Annotated in this window: 16 protein-coding genes and 1 tRNA gene; 12 read left to right on the top strand and 5 right to left on the bottom strand. The window is 53.8% G+C overall.

Annotated features, from left to right (window positions below; genetic code table 11):
* Window positions 1-23: 23 nt before the first annotated feature.
* Together ACIPF8_RS07545 and ACIPF8_RS07550 are read left to right on the top strand one after the other, a co-directional pair.
* Window positions 24-245 (top strand): hypothetical protein, encoded by a 222-nt coding sequence (locus ACIPF8_RS07545; RefSeq protein ID WP_400419045.1) that lies wholly within the window; start codon window positions 24-26, stop codon window positions 243-245.
* Between the two features lie 140 nt (window positions 246-385).
* The gene (locus tag ACIPF8_RS07550) at window positions 386-847 is read left to right on the top strand and encodes a DUF192 domain-containing protein (RefSeq protein ID WP_400419047.1); all 462 of its coding nucleotides are present in this window, start codon (window positions 386-388) and stop codon (window positions 845-847) included.
* Window positions 848-1100: 253 nt separating this feature from the next.
* Here ACIPF8_RS07550 and rpsT read toward each other — a convergent pair whose 3' ends face one another.
* Window positions 1101-1367, bottom strand: coding sequence for a 30S ribosomal protein S20 (gene rpsT, locus ACIPF8_RS07555; protein WP_061532594.1), 267 nt, complete (start codon window positions 1365-1367; stop codon window positions 1101-1103).
* 311 nt (window positions 1368-1678) lie between these two features.
* Between rpsT and murJ the strand changes: the two genes are divergently transcribed.
* Together murJ and ACIPF8_RS07565 are read left to right on the top strand one after the other, a co-directional pair.
* Window positions 1679-3229, top strand: coding sequence for a murein biosynthesis integral membrane protein MurJ (murJ, locus tag ACIPF8_RS07560; RefSeq protein WP_400419050.1), 1551 nt, complete (start codon window positions 1679-1681; stop codon window positions 3227-3229).
* Window positions 3230-3291: 62 nt separating this feature from the next.
* Window positions 3292-4146 carry a SirB1 family protein gene (locus ACIPF8_RS07565; RefSeq protein WP_400419053.1) on the top strand — a complete coding sequence of 285 codons (855 nt, stop codon included), beginning with the start codon at window positions 3292-3294 and terminating at the stop codon, window positions 4144-4146.
* 11 nt (window positions 4147-4157) lie between these two features.
* On the opposite strand, the gene ACIPF8_RS07570 is transcribed toward ACIPF8_RS07565, so the two are convergent.
* Together ACIPF8_RS07570 and ACIPF8_RS07575 are read right to left on the bottom strand one after the other, a co-directional pair.
* Window positions 4158-4721: a GNAT family N-acetyltransferase gene (locus ACIPF8_RS07570; protein WP_400419055.1), complete on the bottom strand. Its 564-nt coding sequence runs from the start codon at window positions 4719-4721 to the stop codon at window positions 4158-4160.
* A gap of 111 nt (window positions 4722-4832) precedes the next feature.
* Complete coding sequence (locus ACIPF8_RS07575) at window positions 4833-6740, bottom strand: ATP-binding cassette domain-containing protein (protein WP_400419058.1); 1908 nt, start codon at window positions 6738-6740, stop codon at window positions 4833-4835.
* A gap of 468 nt (window positions 6741-7208) precedes the next feature.
* On the opposite strand from ACIPF8_RS07575, the gene ACIPF8_RS07580 reads away from it, so the two are divergent.
* Window positions 7209-7973: an MHYT domain-containing protein gene (locus ACIPF8_RS07580; protein ID WP_400419061.1), complete on the top strand. Its 765-nt coding sequence runs from the start codon at window positions 7209-7211 to the stop codon at window positions 7971-7973.
* Between the two features lie 75 nt (window positions 7974-8048).
* Here ACIPF8_RS07580 and ACIPF8_RS07585 read toward each other — a convergent pair whose 3' ends face one another.
* Window positions 8049-8354, bottom strand: coding sequence for a hypothetical protein (locus ACIPF8_RS07585; protein ID WP_400419064.1), 306 nt, complete (start codon window positions 8352-8354; stop codon window positions 8049-8051).
* A 217-nt stretch (window positions 8355-8571) separates the two neighbouring features.
* Between ACIPF8_RS07585 and ACIPF8_RS07590 the strand changes: the two genes are divergently transcribed.
* The 6 genes from ACIPF8_RS07590 to ACIPF8_RS07615 all read left to right on the top strand — a co-directional run bounded on the left by ACIPF8_RS07590 (window position 8572) and on the right by ACIPF8_RS07615 (window position 15794).
* Window positions 8572-9816, top strand: a complete 1245-nt coding sequence (locus tag ACIPF8_RS07590) for a M20/M25/M40 family metallo-hydrolase (protein WP_400419066.1) — start codon at window positions 8572-8574, stop codon at window positions 9814-9816.
* 518 nt (window positions 9817-10334) lie between these two features.
* Window positions 10335-11039, top strand: coding sequence for a response regulator transcription factor (locus ACIPF8_RS07595; protein ID WP_400419069.1), 705 nt, complete (start codon window positions 10335-10337; stop codon window positions 11037-11039).
* 544 nt (window positions 11040-11583) lie between these two features.
* Window positions 11584-12759 (top strand): porin, encoded by a 1176-nt coding sequence (locus ACIPF8_RS07600; RefSeq protein ID WP_400419072.1) that lies wholly within the window; start codon window positions 11584-11586, stop codon window positions 12757-12759.
* Between the two features lie 700 nt (window positions 12760-13459).
* On the top strand, window positions 13460-13627 hold the full coding sequence (locus tag ACIPF8_RS07605) for a helix-turn-helix transcriptional regulator (RefSeq protein ID WP_400419075.1): 168 nt from the start codon (window positions 13460-13462) through the stop codon (window positions 13625-13627).
* A 160-nt stretch (window positions 13628-13787) separates the two neighbouring features.
* Complete coding sequence (locus ACIPF8_RS07610; RefSeq protein ID WP_400419078.1) at window positions 13788-14501, top strand: hypothetical protein; 714 nt, start codon at window positions 13788-13790, stop codon at window positions 14499-14501.
* Between the two features lie 96 nt (window positions 14502-14597).
* Window positions 14598-15794 (top strand): PIN domain-containing protein, encoded by a 1197-nt coding sequence (locus ACIPF8_RS07615; protein WP_400419082.1) that lies wholly within the window; start codon window positions 14598-14600, stop codon window positions 15792-15794.
* 466 nt (window positions 15795-16260) lie between these two features.
* Here the strand turns inward: ACIPF8_RS07615 and ACIPF8_RS07620 are convergent.
* Window positions 16261-16335 (bottom strand) — tRNA-Arg (locus ACIPF8_RS07620).
* A 108-nt stretch (window positions 16336-16443) separates the two neighbouring features.
* Between ACIPF8_RS07620 and ACIPF8_RS07625 the strand changes: the two genes are divergently transcribed.
* Entirely contained in the window at window positions 16444-17442 is a 999-nt protein-coding gene (locus ACIPF8_RS07625) for a site-specific integrase (RefSeq protein WP_400419085.1), read from the top strand.
* The last annotated feature ends 195 nt before the right edge of the window (window positions 17443-17637 follow it).

Genomic DNA, 17637 nt, shown 5'->3' on the forward strand with positions numbered 1-17637 from the left:
TCGCTAACTGAATGGAATACAAAATGACTAAACTGATCGCTGCTCTGGTTGCCGGCCTGTTCGCTACTTCCGTTTTCGCCGCTGACGCAGCTCCTGCTGCACCAGCAGCACCTGCTGCCGCTGCTGCTGAAGCATCGGCACCTGCAGCCAAGAAGACTACACACAAAGTCAAGAAAGCAAAGAAAGCAACCAAGGCTGCAAAAGCCGAAGCTCCAGCAGCTGACGCTGCTCCTGCTGCCAAGTAATTTCGGCATCAGCTTCAACAAAAAGGCAGGCGCGTCCTGCCTTTTTTTACGTCCTGAAACAATATTCTCCGGCACTGAGGACCACCCGTCGATTTGGCTCTCTGTATAATCGCGATACCCCAAAGGAGCCTTGAAATAACATGAAAAAAAATCGCCTGATTCCCGCCGCCGCAGTCATTTCTGCAGCGATCGCCGCCTGCGCTTTTGCGTCGCTGCCGGCTACAGCACAAGAATATCAAACACTCCCGACCACGCCGCTCAACATCGGCATCCACGTCATCAAGGCCGAAGTCGCACGCAGCGAAGCGGATCGCGAGCAAGGCCTGATGTTCCGCAAGAAAATGGGCGCCAATGAAGGCATGGTATTCGTATTCGATGCGCCGGCAGGCATCTGCATGTGGATGAAAAACACATTGATTCCGTTGTCGGTCGCTTTCATCGACAAAAAGGGCGTGATCCTGAACGTTGAGGAAATGAAGGCGCAGACGCTCGATTCGCATTGCGCCGCGGGCGCCGCATCTTACGCACTGGAGATGAACAAAGGCTGGTTCAAGGAAAAGAACATCAAGCCTGGCACCGTCATCGACGGCTTGCCGCAATAACAAGCATCAACGTCGACCGGCAATGCATGCCGGAAATTTGCTTGCCTCGCCACTCCCCCCAACGCGGAACTGGTGAAGGCAAGTGCTTCAGTTTAATGGCTTGCGCGGGATCAAACAACTTGGCCGCCTCCCACCTGAACGATTAAAAACGGAATCAAACAGAAAAACCCTGCATGACATGCGCCATGCAGGGTTTTTCTTAATCCAACAACAAGCTAGTAATGCAGGCGGCCAGGCCGCCCGGCAAATACTATTAAGCTGCCAGCGCTTTCAGAGCTGCGTTCAAACGGCTCTTATGGCGTGCTGCCTTGTTCTTGTGGATGATTTTCTTGTCAGCGATACGGTCGATAACCGATACGGAGTTCTGCAGAACCACGGCTGCTGCAGCCTTGTCGCCACCAGTGATTGCCTTGCGAGCAGCTTTGATTGCTGTGCGCAGGGTCGAACGTTGGCTGGAGTTGTGCAGGTTTTGCTGAACTGCTTGACGAGCACGCTTACGTGCTTGTGCGGTATTTGCCATTTATATTTCCTAAAACGAGGTCGGGAATGCTTACGCGGCATAAACAAACCAGACCGCGACGCAGAATTCTGTAAAGCCACGGATTATAACCGTCTTTTGAAAAACAGGCAAACTGCTCTTGCTTCCGTAGCAATTCTGTCGCAAGAAAGCACATTTTCAGACATGACAGGCAGCAACTGTCGCATTCTCGCAACCTTTTACCAGGCACCCAAGGCTCGCAGTTGCGGCAAAACGTCTGAAACATTGCTCCTGAATCAAGCAATTCCCGCGAAGCTACGGCTGGCCTTCGGCTACCGCTATAATGCCGCTCCATGAACTTGCATAAAACGCTTGCCACCGTGTCTGGCATGACCATGTTGTCGCGTGTGACGGGACTGATTCGAGAAATCCTGTATGCGCGCGCATTCGGCGCCGACGGCTATACCGATGCATTTGCCATCGCCTTCCGTATTCCAAACCTGCTGCGCCGGCTATTTGCCGAGGGCGCCTTCTCACAAGCTTTCGTGCCGATCCTGGGCGAATACAAAAACCAGAAAGGCGACCTGGTGACCAAGGACCTGGTCGATCATGTCGCGACGGTACTGACCTGGGCCATGGTGCTGACCTGCATCATCGGCATTCTCGCCTCGCCTGTATTTGTATATTTCATCGCTTCGGGCTTGAAAGGCAATCAACAGGTATTCGATGCTTCGGTATTCATGACCCGGGTCATGTTTCCGTATATCGGATTCATGTCTTTCGTGGCGCTGGCGGGCGGCATCCTTAATACCTGGCGCGAATTCAAGATTCCCGCTTTCACTTCGGTGCTGCTTAACCTGGCGTTCATTGTCGCCTCGCTATTCGTGGCGCCGTATCTCGAACATCCTATTTATGCGATGGCGTTTGCGGTGCTGGTCGGCGGCGTGCTGCAAGTGGCGCTGCAAGTCCCGGCGCTGCTCAAGATCGGCATGCTGCCGCGGATTGCCTTTAATCCAATGACCGCCTTGCGCGATGTCGGCGTGCAACGAGTCTTGAAAAAAATGGGCCCGGCAGTATTCGCCGTGTCGGCGGCTCAACTCAGCCTGCTGATCAACACCAACATCGCTTCGCGCCTGGGTAACGGCAGCGTCTCGCTACTGACCTATGGCGACCGCCTGATGGAATTCCCGACCGCCCTGCTGGGCGTGGCGCTGGGCACCATCCTGCTGCCTAGTTTGACCAAAGCCAACGCCGACAATGACCGACTCGAATACTCGTCGCTGCTGGACTGGGGCCTGCGCCTGACGTTCCTGCTGGCGCTGCCGTCCGCGGTTGGCCTGGCGACCCTGTCGGTGCCGCTGACGGCTACCCTGTTCCAGCACGGAAAATTCGACGCCGCCTCGGTCGCCATCACCAGCCAGGTGCTGATCGCCTATGGCGTCGGCCTGATCGGACTGATCGTGGTGAAGATCCTGGCGCCCGGTTTTTATGCCAAGCAGGACATCCGGACTCCGGTCAAGATCGCCATCGGCGTGCTGATCGCAACCCAGGCCATGAATTACATCTTCGTGCCGATCTTCGCTGTCGCCGGACTGGCGCTGTCGATCAGCATCGGCGCTTGCCTGAACGCCGGCTTCCTACTGTGGAGCCTGATGCGGCGCGGCATCTACAAACCCGAAAAGGGCTGGATCCAATACCTGGTCCGACTGTTCACGGCATTGCTGCTAATGGCGGCGGTTGCGCTGTGGAGCGCCGGCCAGTTCAACTGGGTCGGCCCGCACACCAGTTCGCTGGTGCGCGTCGGCGCCTTGCTGGCTGTGCTGGCGGCCTGTGGCGCTACCTACTTCGGCGCCTTGTTGGCCATGGGTTTCCGCTTCCGCGACTTCAAGCGCATTGCACATTGAGCAATCGACAAGGGAACGTTGTAAATGTCACGGCGGGGAATTTATTTTGCTAGGATAGAGCCATGACGACGATCACATCTCTAGACTACTTTACCTCGCTGGTGCAGCAAGCCAACGACGTACCCTTGTTTGAGGCGGCGCTGGCGATTGCGCAGGATGCCTATCCCAAGCTGGATTTCGACGCACCGCAAAACGAGCTTGACCGTCTGGCGAATACCCTGCGGCAACGCCTGCCATCGGATGCATCGGCAATTCAGAAGTTGCGTTTGTTGAATCACTTCTTCTTCCAGGAGTTGGGATTTGCGATCAACGTCAATCATTACTACGACGTCGATAACAGCTATCTGCAGCGGGTGATTGCCAAGCGGCGCGGAATCCCGATTTCGCTGGCGCTGGTGTACATGGAACTGGCGCAGCAGATCGGTCTCGCAGTCAAGGGAGTGTCGTTCCCTGGACATTTCCTGATGAAGCTGACGATTCCGTCGGGCGACATCATGATCGACCCGGCCAATGGCGCCAGCCTGTCGCGCGAGGAACTGGAAGAACGGCTTGAACCTTATCTGCCGACAGGCAACGATGCCGAGCGCGCCGCCAGCCGCGTTTCCCTGATCACGTATCTGCAGGCCGCCCATCCACACGACATCCTGGTGCGCATGCTGCGCAACCTGAAAGCGATCTTCCAGCAAAACAATCAATGGCAGCGCTTATTGGAAGTGCAGCAGCGGCTGTTGATCCTGCTGCCAGGCGACGCCATCGAGCGGCGTGATCGCGGACTGGCCTTTGCGCAGCTGGATTGTCCGCAAGCGGCACTGGACGACCTGGAAAATTATCTGGCACAGCGGCCGCAGGCGGCGGATGCTGAGCAACTGCAGCAGCAAGCCGCCGAACTACGCGAGGCGTGCCGGCGCTTGAATTGATTGCATGCCTGTCAGGACTGCTGCCACTCGCCACGCAGCAGCGAGAATTGCAGCAAGTCGTGATATTGCCCGCGCCAGTAACCGGCCTGACGTAAACGGCCTTCCTCCACAAATCCCAAACCTTGTACCAGCTTGAGCGAAGCATGGTTGTCCGGGTGGATCTGCGCTTCAACCCGATTCAATTCCATGTGCGTGAAACCCCACGACAGTGCGGCACTTACGGCTTCTTTCATCACGCCCTGCTTCTGGGCTTGCGCCGCCAGTTCATAGCCGAGCATGCATTTGCGCCAGTTGCGGTCCCAACGAAACAATCCGCATGTGCCTAGCAGCTGCGGCTGCCCTTTGATCTGGATGCCCCAGCGCGCACCAGGATTTTCTTGCAGACGCCATCCAGCAAAGACCTTGATCAAACCATGCGCAGCGGCGACATCCTTGAGCGGATCGGTGCCGAACCAGCGCATCAGCTCCGGATCGCCGTGAATGGCAAACAGATCATCGGCATCTGTGGCGACGATTTCGCGCAATAACAGCCGATCGGTTTGGATCGATGGAAATTCTGCTGGATTGGTCGTCACTATTCAAACTCCCGGAAATCTGTGCAAACGATAAACATCATAAAAAAGGCGCCACTACTGGCGCCCTTCCCTTGTCCATCCGTTGCCGGCGATGCTAGCCGCCGACCTGAATCAAGCCTTGCTACGGGCTTCAATAATTTCCCACTTCTCCAGGCTCTCAAGCAGCAAGCCATCGATTTCTGCAAAGCGGTCATTCAAGCGCTTCACTTCTTCCGGCTTTTTCTTGTACAGGTCCGGATCTTCCAACTGGCTGGAAATTTCCTTCTGCTCCGCTTCCAGCTTGGCGATCAGCACCGGCAACTCTTCGAGTTCGCGCTGCTCTTTGTAGCTCAGCTTCTTCTGCTTCGGTGCGGCCGCCGGCGCAGCTTCTGTCTTGACTTCGACCTTGGCTTCGCTCTTGGCCTTGGCAATCAATGCTGCCTGGCTTGGGCGCACGCGCTCCCAATCGGTATAGCCGCCGACATATTCGCGCCACATGCCGTCGCCTTCGGCGGCAATCACTTGCGTCACGACATTGTCGAGGAAGGTACGGTCATGGCTGACCAGGAACACTGTGCCTTCGTAGTCTTCCAGCAGTTCTTCCAGCAGTTCGAGCGTATCGATGTCGAGGTCGTTGGTCGGCTCATCCAGCACCAGCACATTGGCCGGCTTGGCGAACAGGCGCGCCAGCAACAGCCGGTTACGCTCGCCACCCGATAGCGACTTGACCGGCGAACGGGCGCGTTCCGGCGCAAACAGGAAGTCGTTCAGGTAAGTCATCACATGCTTGCGCTGGCCATTGATTTCGACCCAGTCGCTACCCGGGGCAATGGTGTCGGCCAGGCTGGCGTCTTCATTCAGTTGCGCGCGCATCTGGTCGAAGTACGCGATCTGCAATTTGGTGCCCTGCTTGACGGTGCCGCTGTCAGGCTGGTCGACGCCCAGAATCAGTTTCAGCAATGTGGTCTTGCCGGCGCCGTTCTGGCCGATCAGGCCGACCTTGTCGCCGCGCATGATGGTGGCGGTAAAGTCGCGCACGATGACTCTGTCGCCATACGCCTTGTTGACGTTGGTCAGCTCCGCCACGATCTTGCCGGAGCGTTCGCCGGACGATACGTCCAGCTTGACCTGGCCCTGCTGATCGCGGCGTGCGCTGCGCGCCAGGCGCAATGCTTCCAGGCGTCGTACACGGCCTTCGTCACGGGTACGGCGCGCCTGCACGCCTTTGCGGATCCAGATTTCTTCCTGCGCCAGGAATTTGTCGAACTTGGCGTTTTCGATTTCTTCGATTTCCAGCTGCTCGGCCTTGCGTACCTGATACGCCGTGAAGTTGCCCGGGAAAGACAGCAAACGACCGCGATCGAGTTCGATGATGCGAGTGGCGACGTTGTCGAGGAAGCTGCGATCATGGGTGATGAACAGCACGCTGCCCTTGTAGTCGCGCAGCAGGCCTTCGAGCCACATGATCGAGCTGAAATCCAGATGGTTGGTCGGCTCATCGAGCAGCAACACGTCCGGCGTGCTGACCAGTGCGCAAGCCAGCGCCACCCGCTTCTGCATACCGCCGGAAAGCTGGCCCATCAGCAGGTCTTTATTCAGGTTCAGGCGATCCAGCGTGGTCTCGACCTTGTTGGTCAGGCTCCAGGCGTCGGCGGCATCGAGCTTGCTCTGGATCTCGTGCATACGCTCCATGATGGCGTCGTCGTTATCGCCGCCGAACTGTCCAGTCAATGCGTCGTATTCGTTCAGCAATGCCTGCATCTCGCCCATGCCCGAAGCCACAGCGTCGAAGACCGACATCGACTCGTCAAAATGCGGTTCCTGATCGACATACGCGATCTTGATGCCTTGCTGCATGACCATCAGGCCGTCATCCAGCTTGGAGACACCGGCGATGGTTTTCAGCAGCGACGACTTGCCGGTACCGTTGCGACCGATCAGGCCGACCCGCTCTCCCGCTTCCAGGGAAAATTCCGCGCGGTCCAGCAACGCGACGTGACCGAATGCGAGTTGCGCATTGGTGATAGAGATGACTGCCATAATTTGGATGAGACCAGAAAAAGAAAGATCTGCGGTAGCGTCGTGTCCGCATTCGGCGGCGCACTACGCTGGCAACGCGCAGTCAATAGGATGAATGAACCGCGTATTGTACCTTACCTGCACCACGCAATATTCCCGCCACCCCACACTAATTTAGTCATCGCGGCCTATTCGTAGCCGTCGCCGACAAGACCAGTACTTCCGATGCCGCAATGTTCGGCAGCAATGCCATTCACCGCTCCTTTGCACAAAAATCAACTGCTTCTAGCACAAGTCAAAACCAGTTGCTACGAAGAAATTTTAGACCTATATTATTTCTACATGGAAATGTTTGGAATCAATATCAAGCAGCATTCTCCATGGGGCATTCATCTTTACTGAGTTAGAAAAATATTGTTTTAAAGACAAACCCAAGAGATGCAACAACGCAGCTCTTGTCATTCAGTTTGATTAACCAGGGAGAAGGTTATGGATCCACTGCTGGGCCAGTTGCTGACGCCAAAATACGATGCCACCTTAGTTCTGTTGTCTTACATGATTTCTTTCTGGGGCGCGCTACTTGCCCTGCAATGCGCCAAATCGATGTTCCGCAAGGATGGCAGCCTGGACTGGGGAATGACAGTCTGCGCGGCGGCATCGCTGGGCGGGATCGGCATCTGGTCGATGCACTTCCTTGCCATGCAGGCGTATCGCCTGTCCGTCCCGATTTCGTATGACGCCGTGCTGACCGCGGCATCGCTGATCGCGGCCATTGTGATTTCCGGGATTGCGCTGTATCTGGCCGGCGGCCACGGTCAATTCAAAGTCTCCGGCTGGCTGGCCGGCAGCCTGCTGGCAGGCATTGGCGCTTGCGTGATGCACTACATGGGCATGTATGCGATGAACCTGCGCGCCACCATGGCGCTGAATCCCGCCACCGTCGCCATTTCGGCAGTGATCGCGGTAGTCGCTGCCGCTGCAGCGCTATGGCTGGCCTTCCATCTGACCCGGGTATTGCATCGCGTCGCCGCCGCCTTGGTGATGGCGCTGGCGGTTTCCAGCATGCATTATGTCGGCATGTACGCCGCCAATATGATCTGCACTTCCGATGCACCGTTGATTCCATTAAAAATCGGCGGCAATTACCTCGATGTCTCGGTATACGCCGTCGCGGGCATACTGTCGTTGTGCATTTTCTGGGTGGTATTGGGACGCAGCATGGATGACAACAAACTTGCCGACAGTTTTCGCTAAACAAGATCGACGGCCGGCGGCAGAATGTCGATAATAATCATCCTGCTGCCGGCCGGATTCGCCACATAAGCACGGTTAAAAATCAAAACGCCTGCTCAAGCCGATCGTCATCAGGTCGGCATCATTCTTGTTCGTGAAGGTGACTGCCCTGCCGAAACTGCCGAAGATCTTCCAGTTTCTACCTAAGTTGCGGTCGATCTGAATCGTGAACAAACCGTTCAACGTGCTGCTGTCGGACTGGCGCTTGTTGGTCGCCAGATAAGGGCTGACCCCGGCGCTGAGCGACCAGTTCTCGCTGATCGGCTGTACATACCAGCCTTGTGCGGCAATCCCCCTGCGATTTACGCGTACGCCATCGTCGCCCTCTTCAATTCCCGACACCGAGGCCGCCCGCCGCCAAGTTACAGATCGAGATGCGGCTGCAGCCGCTTGCAGAAAACCATTTGCAGCGCGTAGCCAATATGAAAAGTGATCGAATAGTTCGTGTTTGAATTCGTGTTTGATTTATCCTATTAAAAATCTTTCCAGATAGCATGGAGAATCATGCTCGCAACACCAACCATCTTTGCGCAGCAAAGTACATAAAAAGGAGAACACGATGAAGTTCCGCTTTACACGTCCCGCATTGATCTCAGGCCTGAGCCTCGGTATTGTCCTTGGCGCCGCCTTCCCGGCGGCATCGGCTGAGCCGTATCAGCCGGTGTATGAGAAAGCCGAGCAATCCAAGGATGACGCCTTGAAATTGCTGGAGCGCCTGGTCAATATCGATTCCGGCACCGGCGATGAACAAGGTCTGCAGCAAGTCGGCGCGATCGTGATCGAGGAATTGAAAAAGCTCGGTGCGCAAGTCGACACCTATCCGGCCACACCTGCGGTCGGCAACAACATTGTTGCGACATTGCGTGGCAGCGGCAAGGTCAAGATCCTGTTGATGGCGCACATGGATACCGTGTTCAAGGCCGGCGCCGCCAAAGCCAGGCCGTTCTATATCAAAGACAAGCGCGCTTACGGTCCTGGCGTAATGGATGACAAGGGTGGTGTGGTCGCCGGCCTGTATGCGCTGAAAATCCTGCAGCAGTTGCACTTCACCGATTACGGCCAGATCACCTTCCTGCTCAACACAAATGAAGAGACCGGCTCGAGCGGCTCACGCGCATTGATCGAGAAAATCGCCAAGCAACACGATGTCACCTTGAACCTGGAGCCGGGCCGTCCCGCTGACGGCCTGGTGGTATGGCGCAAAGGCAGCGGCACGGCCGAAGTCGATGTCATCGGCAAAGCCGCCCATGCAGGCGTGGCGCCGGAAAGCGGACGCAATGCGGCAACGGAAGTGGCGCATCAAGTCTTGCAACTGGGGCAGTTGGGCAACCCTAACAAGCAGACTACCGTCAACTTCACGGTGATCAACGCCGGCGGCTCCAAGAACGTGATCCCCGATCACGCCACGGCCTTCGCCGATGTGCGAGTTGCGGTGCCGGAAGAGTTCGACCGGGTGGAACAAGATCTGGCCAAGGTTGCGCAGAACAAATTGATTCCTGACACCCAAGTCAGCACCAAACTGACACGCGGCTTCCCGCCGATGCCGAAGAATTCGCAATCGGATGCACTGGCCGCCAAAGCGCAAGCCATCTATGCCGAACTGGGGCGCACACTGACGCTGGAAGGCAGCGGCGGCGCAGCGGATGCAAGTCTCTCCGCTGGTGTCGGCACGCCGACGCTGGACGGTTTCGGCATTGTCGGTGGTGGCATTCACACACCGGAAGAGTATGCAGAAGTCGACAGTGTTGTGCCGCGATTTTATTTGCTGACGCGGATGCTGATGGACCTGAGCAACCATAAATAACAATCGGCGAGCGACACCGTATCGCCGGCATTGAACCCACACTCTGCAATTGCCGTTTACCGGTCCTGATTTTTTCAAGTAGATAAAAATCAGGACCGGTACCTCAAGCGAAAATCTCCCTCCAATATATCTTCCTGCACGCCGCATAACCATCGCCGATCCGCATAGATCAACGATCGCGCGGTAGTTCCCACACGCCTGACAATATTATTTCATCTGCACGCGCATCAACTCCAGAGCGCCACAACGGCAGAAACAACTGATTACATAAGTAACGTATTTCGACCTATTTATCCGGATTTTCAGTGCTAACTTAGAGCTTGAAAAAATTGCGATTTACCCTGTTCAGTGAATGTAACTCAACGTTTCTAATTCGCTAAACAGATTCGCCGACGATGCAGACGCAGCTTCAATTACGCGGCATCAGGAAGCCATTTTTGCGTAACTTAATGTGACGCAGACGGAGCCCGGATACATTGATTGCATCGCTCCGGTACTCTTAACCAAGCACCCGAAATATGAAAATTGCCGTTCTTGACGACCACCTCGGACAAACTGATTCCGTTTGCAGAACACTAGTATCCGGTGGACATGTTTGCCACCCATTTCAAAATGGGAGTGACATATTGATCCAGCTACACCGCGAGAGTTACGACATGCTGGTATTGGCCTGGCAGAGCCAGGACATCAGCGGCCCCAGGCTGGTCCACTGGGTCCGCGACAGACTGCCGAAAAACCTGCCGATCCTGTTCATCAGCAGCCGCTTCGACGAAGATAAGATCGTCGAAAGCCTGATGATGGGCATAGACGATTACATGATCAAACCGATCCGGCGCAGCGAGCTGATTGCGCGCGTCCAGGTCCTGTTGCGACGCGCCTATCCCGCGAAAAATTCCAATGAGCAGATCGCATTTGGCGACTATGTTTTTGAAACCAACGCTCATCACCTGACGCACGCAGGTAAGGAAATCGAAACCACGCAAAAGGAATTCGATTTAGCGCTGCTGTTTTTCCGCAATCTCGGGCGACCTCTTTCCCGCGCTTGCATTCTCGAGGCGGTATGGCCGCGCAACTTCAAAATTTCTTCTCGCAGCATGGACACGCACGTCGCAAAAGTGAGAAGCAAGTTGCAACTGCGCCCAGAAAATGGCTATCAGATCACGCCAATCTACAACTTTGGCTATCGCCTGGAACAGTTGTTCCGAGGCGATGCCGACGCATGAACGGGACAGATAATTTCCAGCATTTGTAACGGCCTATAGCTTTCATATCGCGCCATTCTCCGCGCATTTTCTCGCATCAAAACGCCTCGCCGTTTTCTACTTTGCGAATGAGCGGAGCCGATTCAAACCTATAGCTGAATCAATGCCATTCCGCTTGCGTCCTGGCAGGAATCTGCGCGCATATTTCGCTTTGTATCGCGCTACCGATGAAAAAAATCTGCACTAAAAATTTTCATGAAAATTTTCTAAAACAGGAAAATATATGACGCGCCATTTGACCGTTAACCTCATATCCAAACAGATCCACGATTATTTTCAACACTCGCTCAGCCGCAGAACAGCAAGGTTTGCGACCGATGCATCGAATCTTTTTTCTACATATCACGAATAAATACAACGTATTTAACAAAGTCAGTAACGTTTCACACAGACAAGGCGATGCAGCAGACAAAAGACCATACATTTAATGCGATAGCCTCTAATGTTCACCTATCCGACACGCTGTACGGATCCTTAAGACAGTTTTTCAAATAAAGGACGTCAAATGAAGAAATCACTAATCGCACTGGCCGTACTCGGCGCAATCGCAGGTGCTGCACAAGCTCAAAGTTCAGTCACCATCTACGGCATCATTGATACCGGTGTTGTTTACAGCAATCCGGTTCTGAACACCACGACCGGCAACACCGGCAGCAAATTCAGCGTCAACTCCGGCGTCATCCAAGGTTCGCGTTTGGGTTTCAAGGGCGTTGAAGATCTGGGCGGCGGCCTGAAGGCTCTGTTCCAATTGGAAGCTGGCTTCTCGAACGACACCGGCGCTCTGCAAAGCGACGCAGGTACGACAACTCTGTTCCGTCGTAAATCGGTGGTCGGTTTGGGCGGCAACTTCGGTTCCGTGCTGTTGGGTCGCCAAACTGACATCCTGGACGACGTCAGCCAATGGACTTCGGTGCAAGACTTCGGTGGCGTGACTGGCGCAGTCGGCCACAACCTGGACCGCTTGGAAGGCACACGTACCGACAATTCGATCCGCTACAACACACCTGACGTATCGGGCTTCACAGCCAGCGCAATCTACGGCTTCGGCGAAACAGCTGGCCAAACTTCGGCAGGCCAATCGTTCGGCTTCGGCGGTCAATACGCAAACGGTCCTCTGGGTCTGTTCGCTGCTTACTACGAATCGAAACTGGGCTCCAACCCTAGCGATGTTTCGTTGACCAACAGCGCCCCAGCATTCGTCGGCAACCCAGGCGATACAGCCCTGAAGACATTCTCGTTGGGCGCCAGCTACCAAGCCGGTCCAGCACGTCTGTACGGCAACTGGTCGCGCGTCAAACAACCGTTGGCTACCGATTCCGGCTACATCCAAGGCGTCTCCACTTCGATCACACCGGGCAACTTCATCATTGGCGGCCTGAACAACACCAAGACCGACATCTTCGAACTGGGTGTGAACTACGCCGTTACAGCGCCTCTGCACCTGCTGGCCAGCGTTCAGTATGACAAGCTGACATTCGCTGACGCCGGCGCACCAAAGGGCCGCCTGACCCAATTTAACCTGGGTACGGATTACTTCCTGTCGAAGCGCACTGACCTGTATGCATTCGTGTCGAACCTGCGCGCCAACGACACCGTCAATCCTGGCGTCTATGGCGACAGCACCGGCGCCACCAACGACAGCCAGACTTCGATTGCCGTTGGTATCCGTCACAAGTTCTAATTTGCAGGCATCCTGATCTTCCGTGGCAGCATGCGGAAGATTGGGATATGCAGAAATACGAAAAGCGCGCATGGCTTGCCATGGGCGCTTTTTTTCGTGCGTACGGTCACACTGAATTAAGGGAAATTGGAGAAAAGGGATTGGGTCCGGCCAACAGGAATCAACTTACCAATAAAATCAATAACATACAGCACAAATTTGTAAAAATTGGGGGAGGTAGTTTAAGAATATCGCAAAACTGTATCCAGCCTTCCCCCCGCTTCCTACAGTCCATCCTTTAGTTCACGGCGTGGAATGAGAGTGAAACCCCGCGCCAGATATGGCTCTCAATATTTGCTGTAGCAAATTCGTAGCACTCAATTTTTCCAGAATTTATTTTGCTTTGAGGCTAGGCCGTGTCTAGCAGTGCAATGGATAGAGGGAACATTGTTTGCCTTTGAGCGTGGGCTTCGGCTTCAACAATTGCCATTAGGAAATCATTTACTCGCTTATTATGTTGTTGTGGTCCTGAAATCCGTCGGGTACCTACCGTAGAACAAATATTAAGGGAGTTAGCTAGCGTCGCTTCTGTCGTTGGGGTCAGAACAGAGAAGCGTTAGATTCGGGCGCCCCCTGTTTTTTTCGGCTTCGGTTCAGGCCGTGCGATCATCAACTCTGCAGGATAGAGCTGTAGGAATGATCTAACCAGAGGCTGATTCGCTTGCCCCAAGTAAAAGAAATGGTAGGTCTAGGCAAGACGGTGATTTACGGGAAGATCAAAAATGATGAATTTCCAAGACAAGTTAAGCTTGGACGAATATCCGGTTGGGTCGAGTCGGAAATACAAGAATGGATTGGTTTGCAGATTCAACAAAATAGAGCCTTGTAAGCTACTTGATGCAGGAGCGTATTTCTCTGATCCGATGCACGTAGTTGCTGATATCGCAATACGGCACGTGTCTTGTACAATAGGAAACTCGAAAATTGGGCCCGCCGTAATTGCCACCGCGTGCGAACTGAAGATGGATTAACTTTGGAGTTGGGAAAATATGAGCCTTGATGATTTCTTGACCGGCACCGCAGCAAATGCGATTGGGTCGTTTCTTGGAGCATACGGCCTATTTGCTTTGCTGAAGGGAAACGGGAAATTAGAGGAGTTCTTGACCAAGTTGCAGAGGCCGGAGCTTCGTAGAGAAAGACGGCGCGCTCCAAAAGATATTCTATTTGGAATCGAATTGGGCTGTCCTGCGGGACTTGTGCATGAGCTATTGGGTTTTCATCATAGGGGAGGTGAGAAGGAATTCGGAGCTAACGAGAACGACATGAGTTGGGCATATCGATACTCCGATGCTTTGGTTTATATTAGATTTAACTCAACTCACTCTGTTAAATCTATTGCGATTGCTCTCACGGACGGAGAGGATGCTAGCTTCTATTTCCCCGATCATATGGACCTCCCACCTTTGGGAAAAATAAACTTCGCCGATCTCAGTGGGGAAGAAGGTCTCGTTTCCTTTCGAAGTGGCCTAAAGGCCTGCGAGCTGTTCAAGACTGTGAATGTGCTGCCACAGGATTTGCACATCTTTTACACGTTCGGTGCTTTGTCTCCAAAATTTCCCGGCTGTTTGAGGGAGGTCGAATTTGATTGGGATGCAAAACGTGAAGAGTTGAGGACACCGTTGAAAGATGTGAAAATTAATTGGATGGCGCGATCGTCATCCTATGAGCCGGAGTATTTTCCCTGGGACCTTGCATTTGACTAAAGTTTCGTTGCCAGCACTAGCCGGCCCTCGCATGTTAGTTTGTGCATTGTCCATCTAGGAAGATGCTACCCTCACTTACTTCTTAAATTACACATTATGGACAAAGCGATTCGGAAGCAGATCGAAGATGGCGAGATTGACTCAATAGCGCTCGATACAGAAGTGTTCGATGCCAAGCGTCTTTCGATGGAAAATGGATTACTGCGGCGTGTGGCGCAATTTTCCGGTAGCGAAATTACGGTGTTATTGCCAGATGTGATCGCTGGCGAGGTCGAGGCACACCTGCTTCAAGAGGCAAGGGATGCGCAGAGCAAGCTTGTTGCCGCGATGCGTCTCCTTGCGAATGTGAAATTGCTGTCACTCGTTGAAGATGCGGGGCCGGCTACGAAATTGCTCGCGAAGATCGCTGATCCTGACGCCGCTAGCGAGATCGCCAGACAACGTTTGGAGGGCTGGATTAGCCGCACAGGCGCTCTGCTTCTTCATGCGGGCGAGCATGTGACGCTGGATCAATTGATGATGCGGTACTTTGACGCAAAGGCACCTTTTGCGGAAAGCGGACCGAAGAAACACGAGTTTCCGGATGCGGTTGCGCTACTTACCCTTGAGTTTTGGGCTGCGAAGGAAGAGCGCAAGGTGCTTGTGGTCTCAAATGATCCAGACTGGGCTAATTATTGCGCATCGAGCGAGCGCCTCGTTCTGGTTCGCGATCTAGCTGAGGCCCTTAGTGGGTTTCAAGATCAGACTGCCAGCTACGCGGCGCGTCGACTCGCCGAACTGCTGGACGATGGCGATCGCATCGGCCTAAAAGCGGCGTTGTTGGAGGCGCTGTCCGATCAGGATGACAAGGTTGAATTTGATGTCGAAGCAGACTCGCAATTCGAGTACGAGGATGAGGGCGTGGAGGCGTCCTTCGCCGACGTCGAGCTGCCCGATTTAGATTGGGCCTTGAAGACCTTTGAGGCCGTCGAGCACGGTGACGGTAAGGTATTCGTGCAGATCGAGGCCACAGCAATTGCCCAAGTGAGCAGTTACTTTAAATTTCGTAAGTGGGACGGCATTGACCGAGAGTACATGCCGATGGGGAGCACCCAGATTGTGACCGATGAACGCATCGACATCGAAGCAATCGTTACGCTCGGTGGACAAATTCCAGATCGCATGGCGATAGAGTCTATCGAGATACTTCCGAGAACTCACCACATGGTGTTAAATGACATTGAGCCGGATTGGTTGAGCAACCCCGACGATCACGGTGCAGGTGAGCCGGATGATCTCGACGCGGGCGCGTAGGTCGATTAGGATGGCAAGTCGGAATGGGTGTTTTACGGCGCGATGGGCGCTGATTGCCCATTTGGCCTAATAATTTCCTTTGGGATTTGATCTACCCAGGCTGCCCATGCTTGAAGCATTTGTCTGCGTTCGGTCAAATACTCGGCGTGGTTGTAGGCAGCCTTTGCCTTGTTATCTTCAGCATGTGCCAGTTGGCGCTCAATCCATTCCGTGCGATAGCCCATTTCAAATATAATAGGGGCCAGGTCTTGCAGTGACACATTTTTTTAGCGCTTGAGTAATATGCCTTTGCAAGACCTCCCCCCGTCATCTATGTAAGTTCTAATTTTCACGCATCCAGATCTTCCGTGGCAGCATGCGAAAGATCGGAACTTGCAGAAATATGAAAGCGCGCATGGCTTGCCATGCGCGCTTTTTTACGTGCTTACGGTCACGCTGAATTAAAGGAAATTGGGGAAAAGGGATTTGGTCCCGCCAACAGGAATCGGACCTGTATCTAGCGCTTAGGAGGCACTCGTTCTATCCATTGAACTATGGCGAGATTGGATATATTTCCATTGATATTTTAGCTATTCCTCCTATGTAGAACTCATCCGATATAATCGTGTATCACGCTGTCGGTGATACAAAGTGATATAGAGAGTGATACATGGCAAGCATAGTAAAAATCGGCGTTTCCTGGCGTGCGCTTATACGTCGTAAAGGCCACAAGGGATTGTGCAAGACATTCCAGACCAAAGCCCAGGCCGAAGCATGGGCACGACAACGCGAAGCCGAGATCGACCGCGGCGAAATTGTAGCAGAGCCAGGGGTACTTCGTGTTAATGAAGTGATACAAGCATATAGAGAGCTTCGAGATCAATCCCGCCCTATCGCCGACAGCGCCAACGAACATTACATGCTGCGGCGCCTCTCTGACGGCCTTGGAGACAAACGTGCCGGCGCACTCTCGACTCAGGATCTAGTCTCATATTGTCAAATGAGAAAGGAAGAAGGGGCCGGCCCGTATACGATCAATATGGAAATCAGCAAGCTCGGAACCGTCATGCGCTACACCGGATCGTTCCTTAAAGTTGCACTTCCTGATGTGACTGGCCAGGCTCGCCCCCTACTTAACCATTTGGGGATGATCGGCGGCGGCGGCAAACGAGAGCGTCGCCCGACCGAGGACGAAGTAGCTGGTTTGCTCAATGAATTGAAGCGGCCATATGACGACCTGGTCAGGTTCGCGATAGCGACTGCCATGCGACGTGGCGAAATTGTCAAATTGTGCTGGACAGATATTGACCACCAGAAAAAACTAATTCTTGTGCGTGATCGTAAGGACCCACGAAAGAAACAAGGAAACGATCAGTGGATTCCGCTGCTTGGCGACGCCTGGGACATCGTGCAACGGCAGTCGCAGGAGAGCGAGCGAATATTCCCAGTGCATGAGCAGACCATGTCCAAATATTTCAAGGAAGCATGTGACAAGCTCGGTATTCCAGATCTGCATTTTCACGATCTACGGCACGAAGGTACATCTCGCCTATTTGAAGAAGGTTACGAAATACAACAGGTATCACTTGTTACTGGGCATAAGGACTGGCGTCACCTAAGGCGCTATACCAATTTAAAGCCAGAAGATTTGCATCGAGAGAAAAAATAGAAACTTCCTCTTGCGTTGCATTACAAGAAAAAATAAAGCCGCGCTTGGAATTGCGCGGCTTTTCATTATTTATCCAGCTAAGGTTCGACACTCGTCTAGGTGCTCAGCGACATCCCGATAGTCAGCCCACCTTTTACCGCCGTCTATGTAGGTTTTTACTGGGCACGTCCCAGCGCTCAGCTGATTATATAGAGC

The sequence above is a fragment of the Collimonas sp. NPDC087041 genome (assembly GCF_044745265.1).
Lineage (GTDB): Bacteria > Pseudomonadota > Gammaproteobacteria > Burkholderiales > Burkholderiaceae_D > Collimonas.

Bases quoted from the DNA above. Each gene is read 5' to 3' on its own strand.
- ACIPF8_RS07545 (WP_400419045.1), top strand. From the start codon at position 24: ATGACTAAACTGATCGCTGCTCTGGTTGCCGGCCTGTTCGCTACTTCC.
- ACIPF8_RS07550 (WP_400419047.1), top strand. From the start codon at position 386: ATGAAAAAAAATCGCCTGATTCCCGCCGCCGCAGTCATTTCTGCAGCG.
- rpsT (WP_061532594.1), bottom strand. From the start codon at position 1,367: ATGGCAAATACCGCACAAGCACGTAAGCGTGCTCGTCAAGCAGTTCAG.
- murJ (WP_400419050.1), top strand. From the start codon at position 1,679: ATGAACTTGCATAAAACGCTTGCCACCGTGTCTGGCATGACCATGTTG.
- ACIPF8_RS07565 (WP_400419053.1), top strand. From the start codon at position 3,292: ATGACGACGATCACATCTCTAGACTACTTTACCTCGCTGGTGCAGCAA.
- ACIPF8_RS07575 (WP_400419058.1), bottom strand. From the start codon at position 6,740: ATGGCAGTCATCTCTATCACCAATGCGCAACTCGCATTCGGTCACGTC.
- ACIPF8_RS07580 (WP_400419061.1), top strand. From the start codon at position 7,209: ATGGATCCACTGCTGGGCCAGTTGCTGACGCCAAAATACGATGCCACC.
- ACIPF8_RS07590 (WP_400419066.1), top strand. From the start codon at position 8,572: ATGAAGTTCCGCTTTACACGTCCCGCATTGATCTCAGGCCTGAGCCTC.
- ACIPF8_RS07595 (WP_400419069.1), top strand. From the start codon at position 10,335: ATGAAAATTGCCGTTCTTGACGACCACCTCGGACAAACTGATTCCGTT.
- ACIPF8_RS07600 (WP_400419072.1), top strand. From the start codon at position 11,584: ATGAAGAAATCACTAATCGCACTGGCCGTACTCGGCGCAATCGCAGGT.
- ACIPF8_RS07610 (WP_400419078.1), top strand. From the start codon at position 13,788: ATGAGCCTTGATGATTTCTTGACCGGCACCGCAGCAAATGCGATTGGG.
- ACIPF8_RS07615 (WP_400419082.1), top strand. From the start codon at position 14,598: ATGGACAAAGCGATTCGGAAGCAGATCGAAGATGGCGAGATTGACTCA.
- ACIPF8_RS07625 (WP_400419085.1), top strand. From the start codon at position 16,444: ATGGCAAGCATAGTAAAAATCGGCGTTTCCTGGCGTGCGCTTATACGT.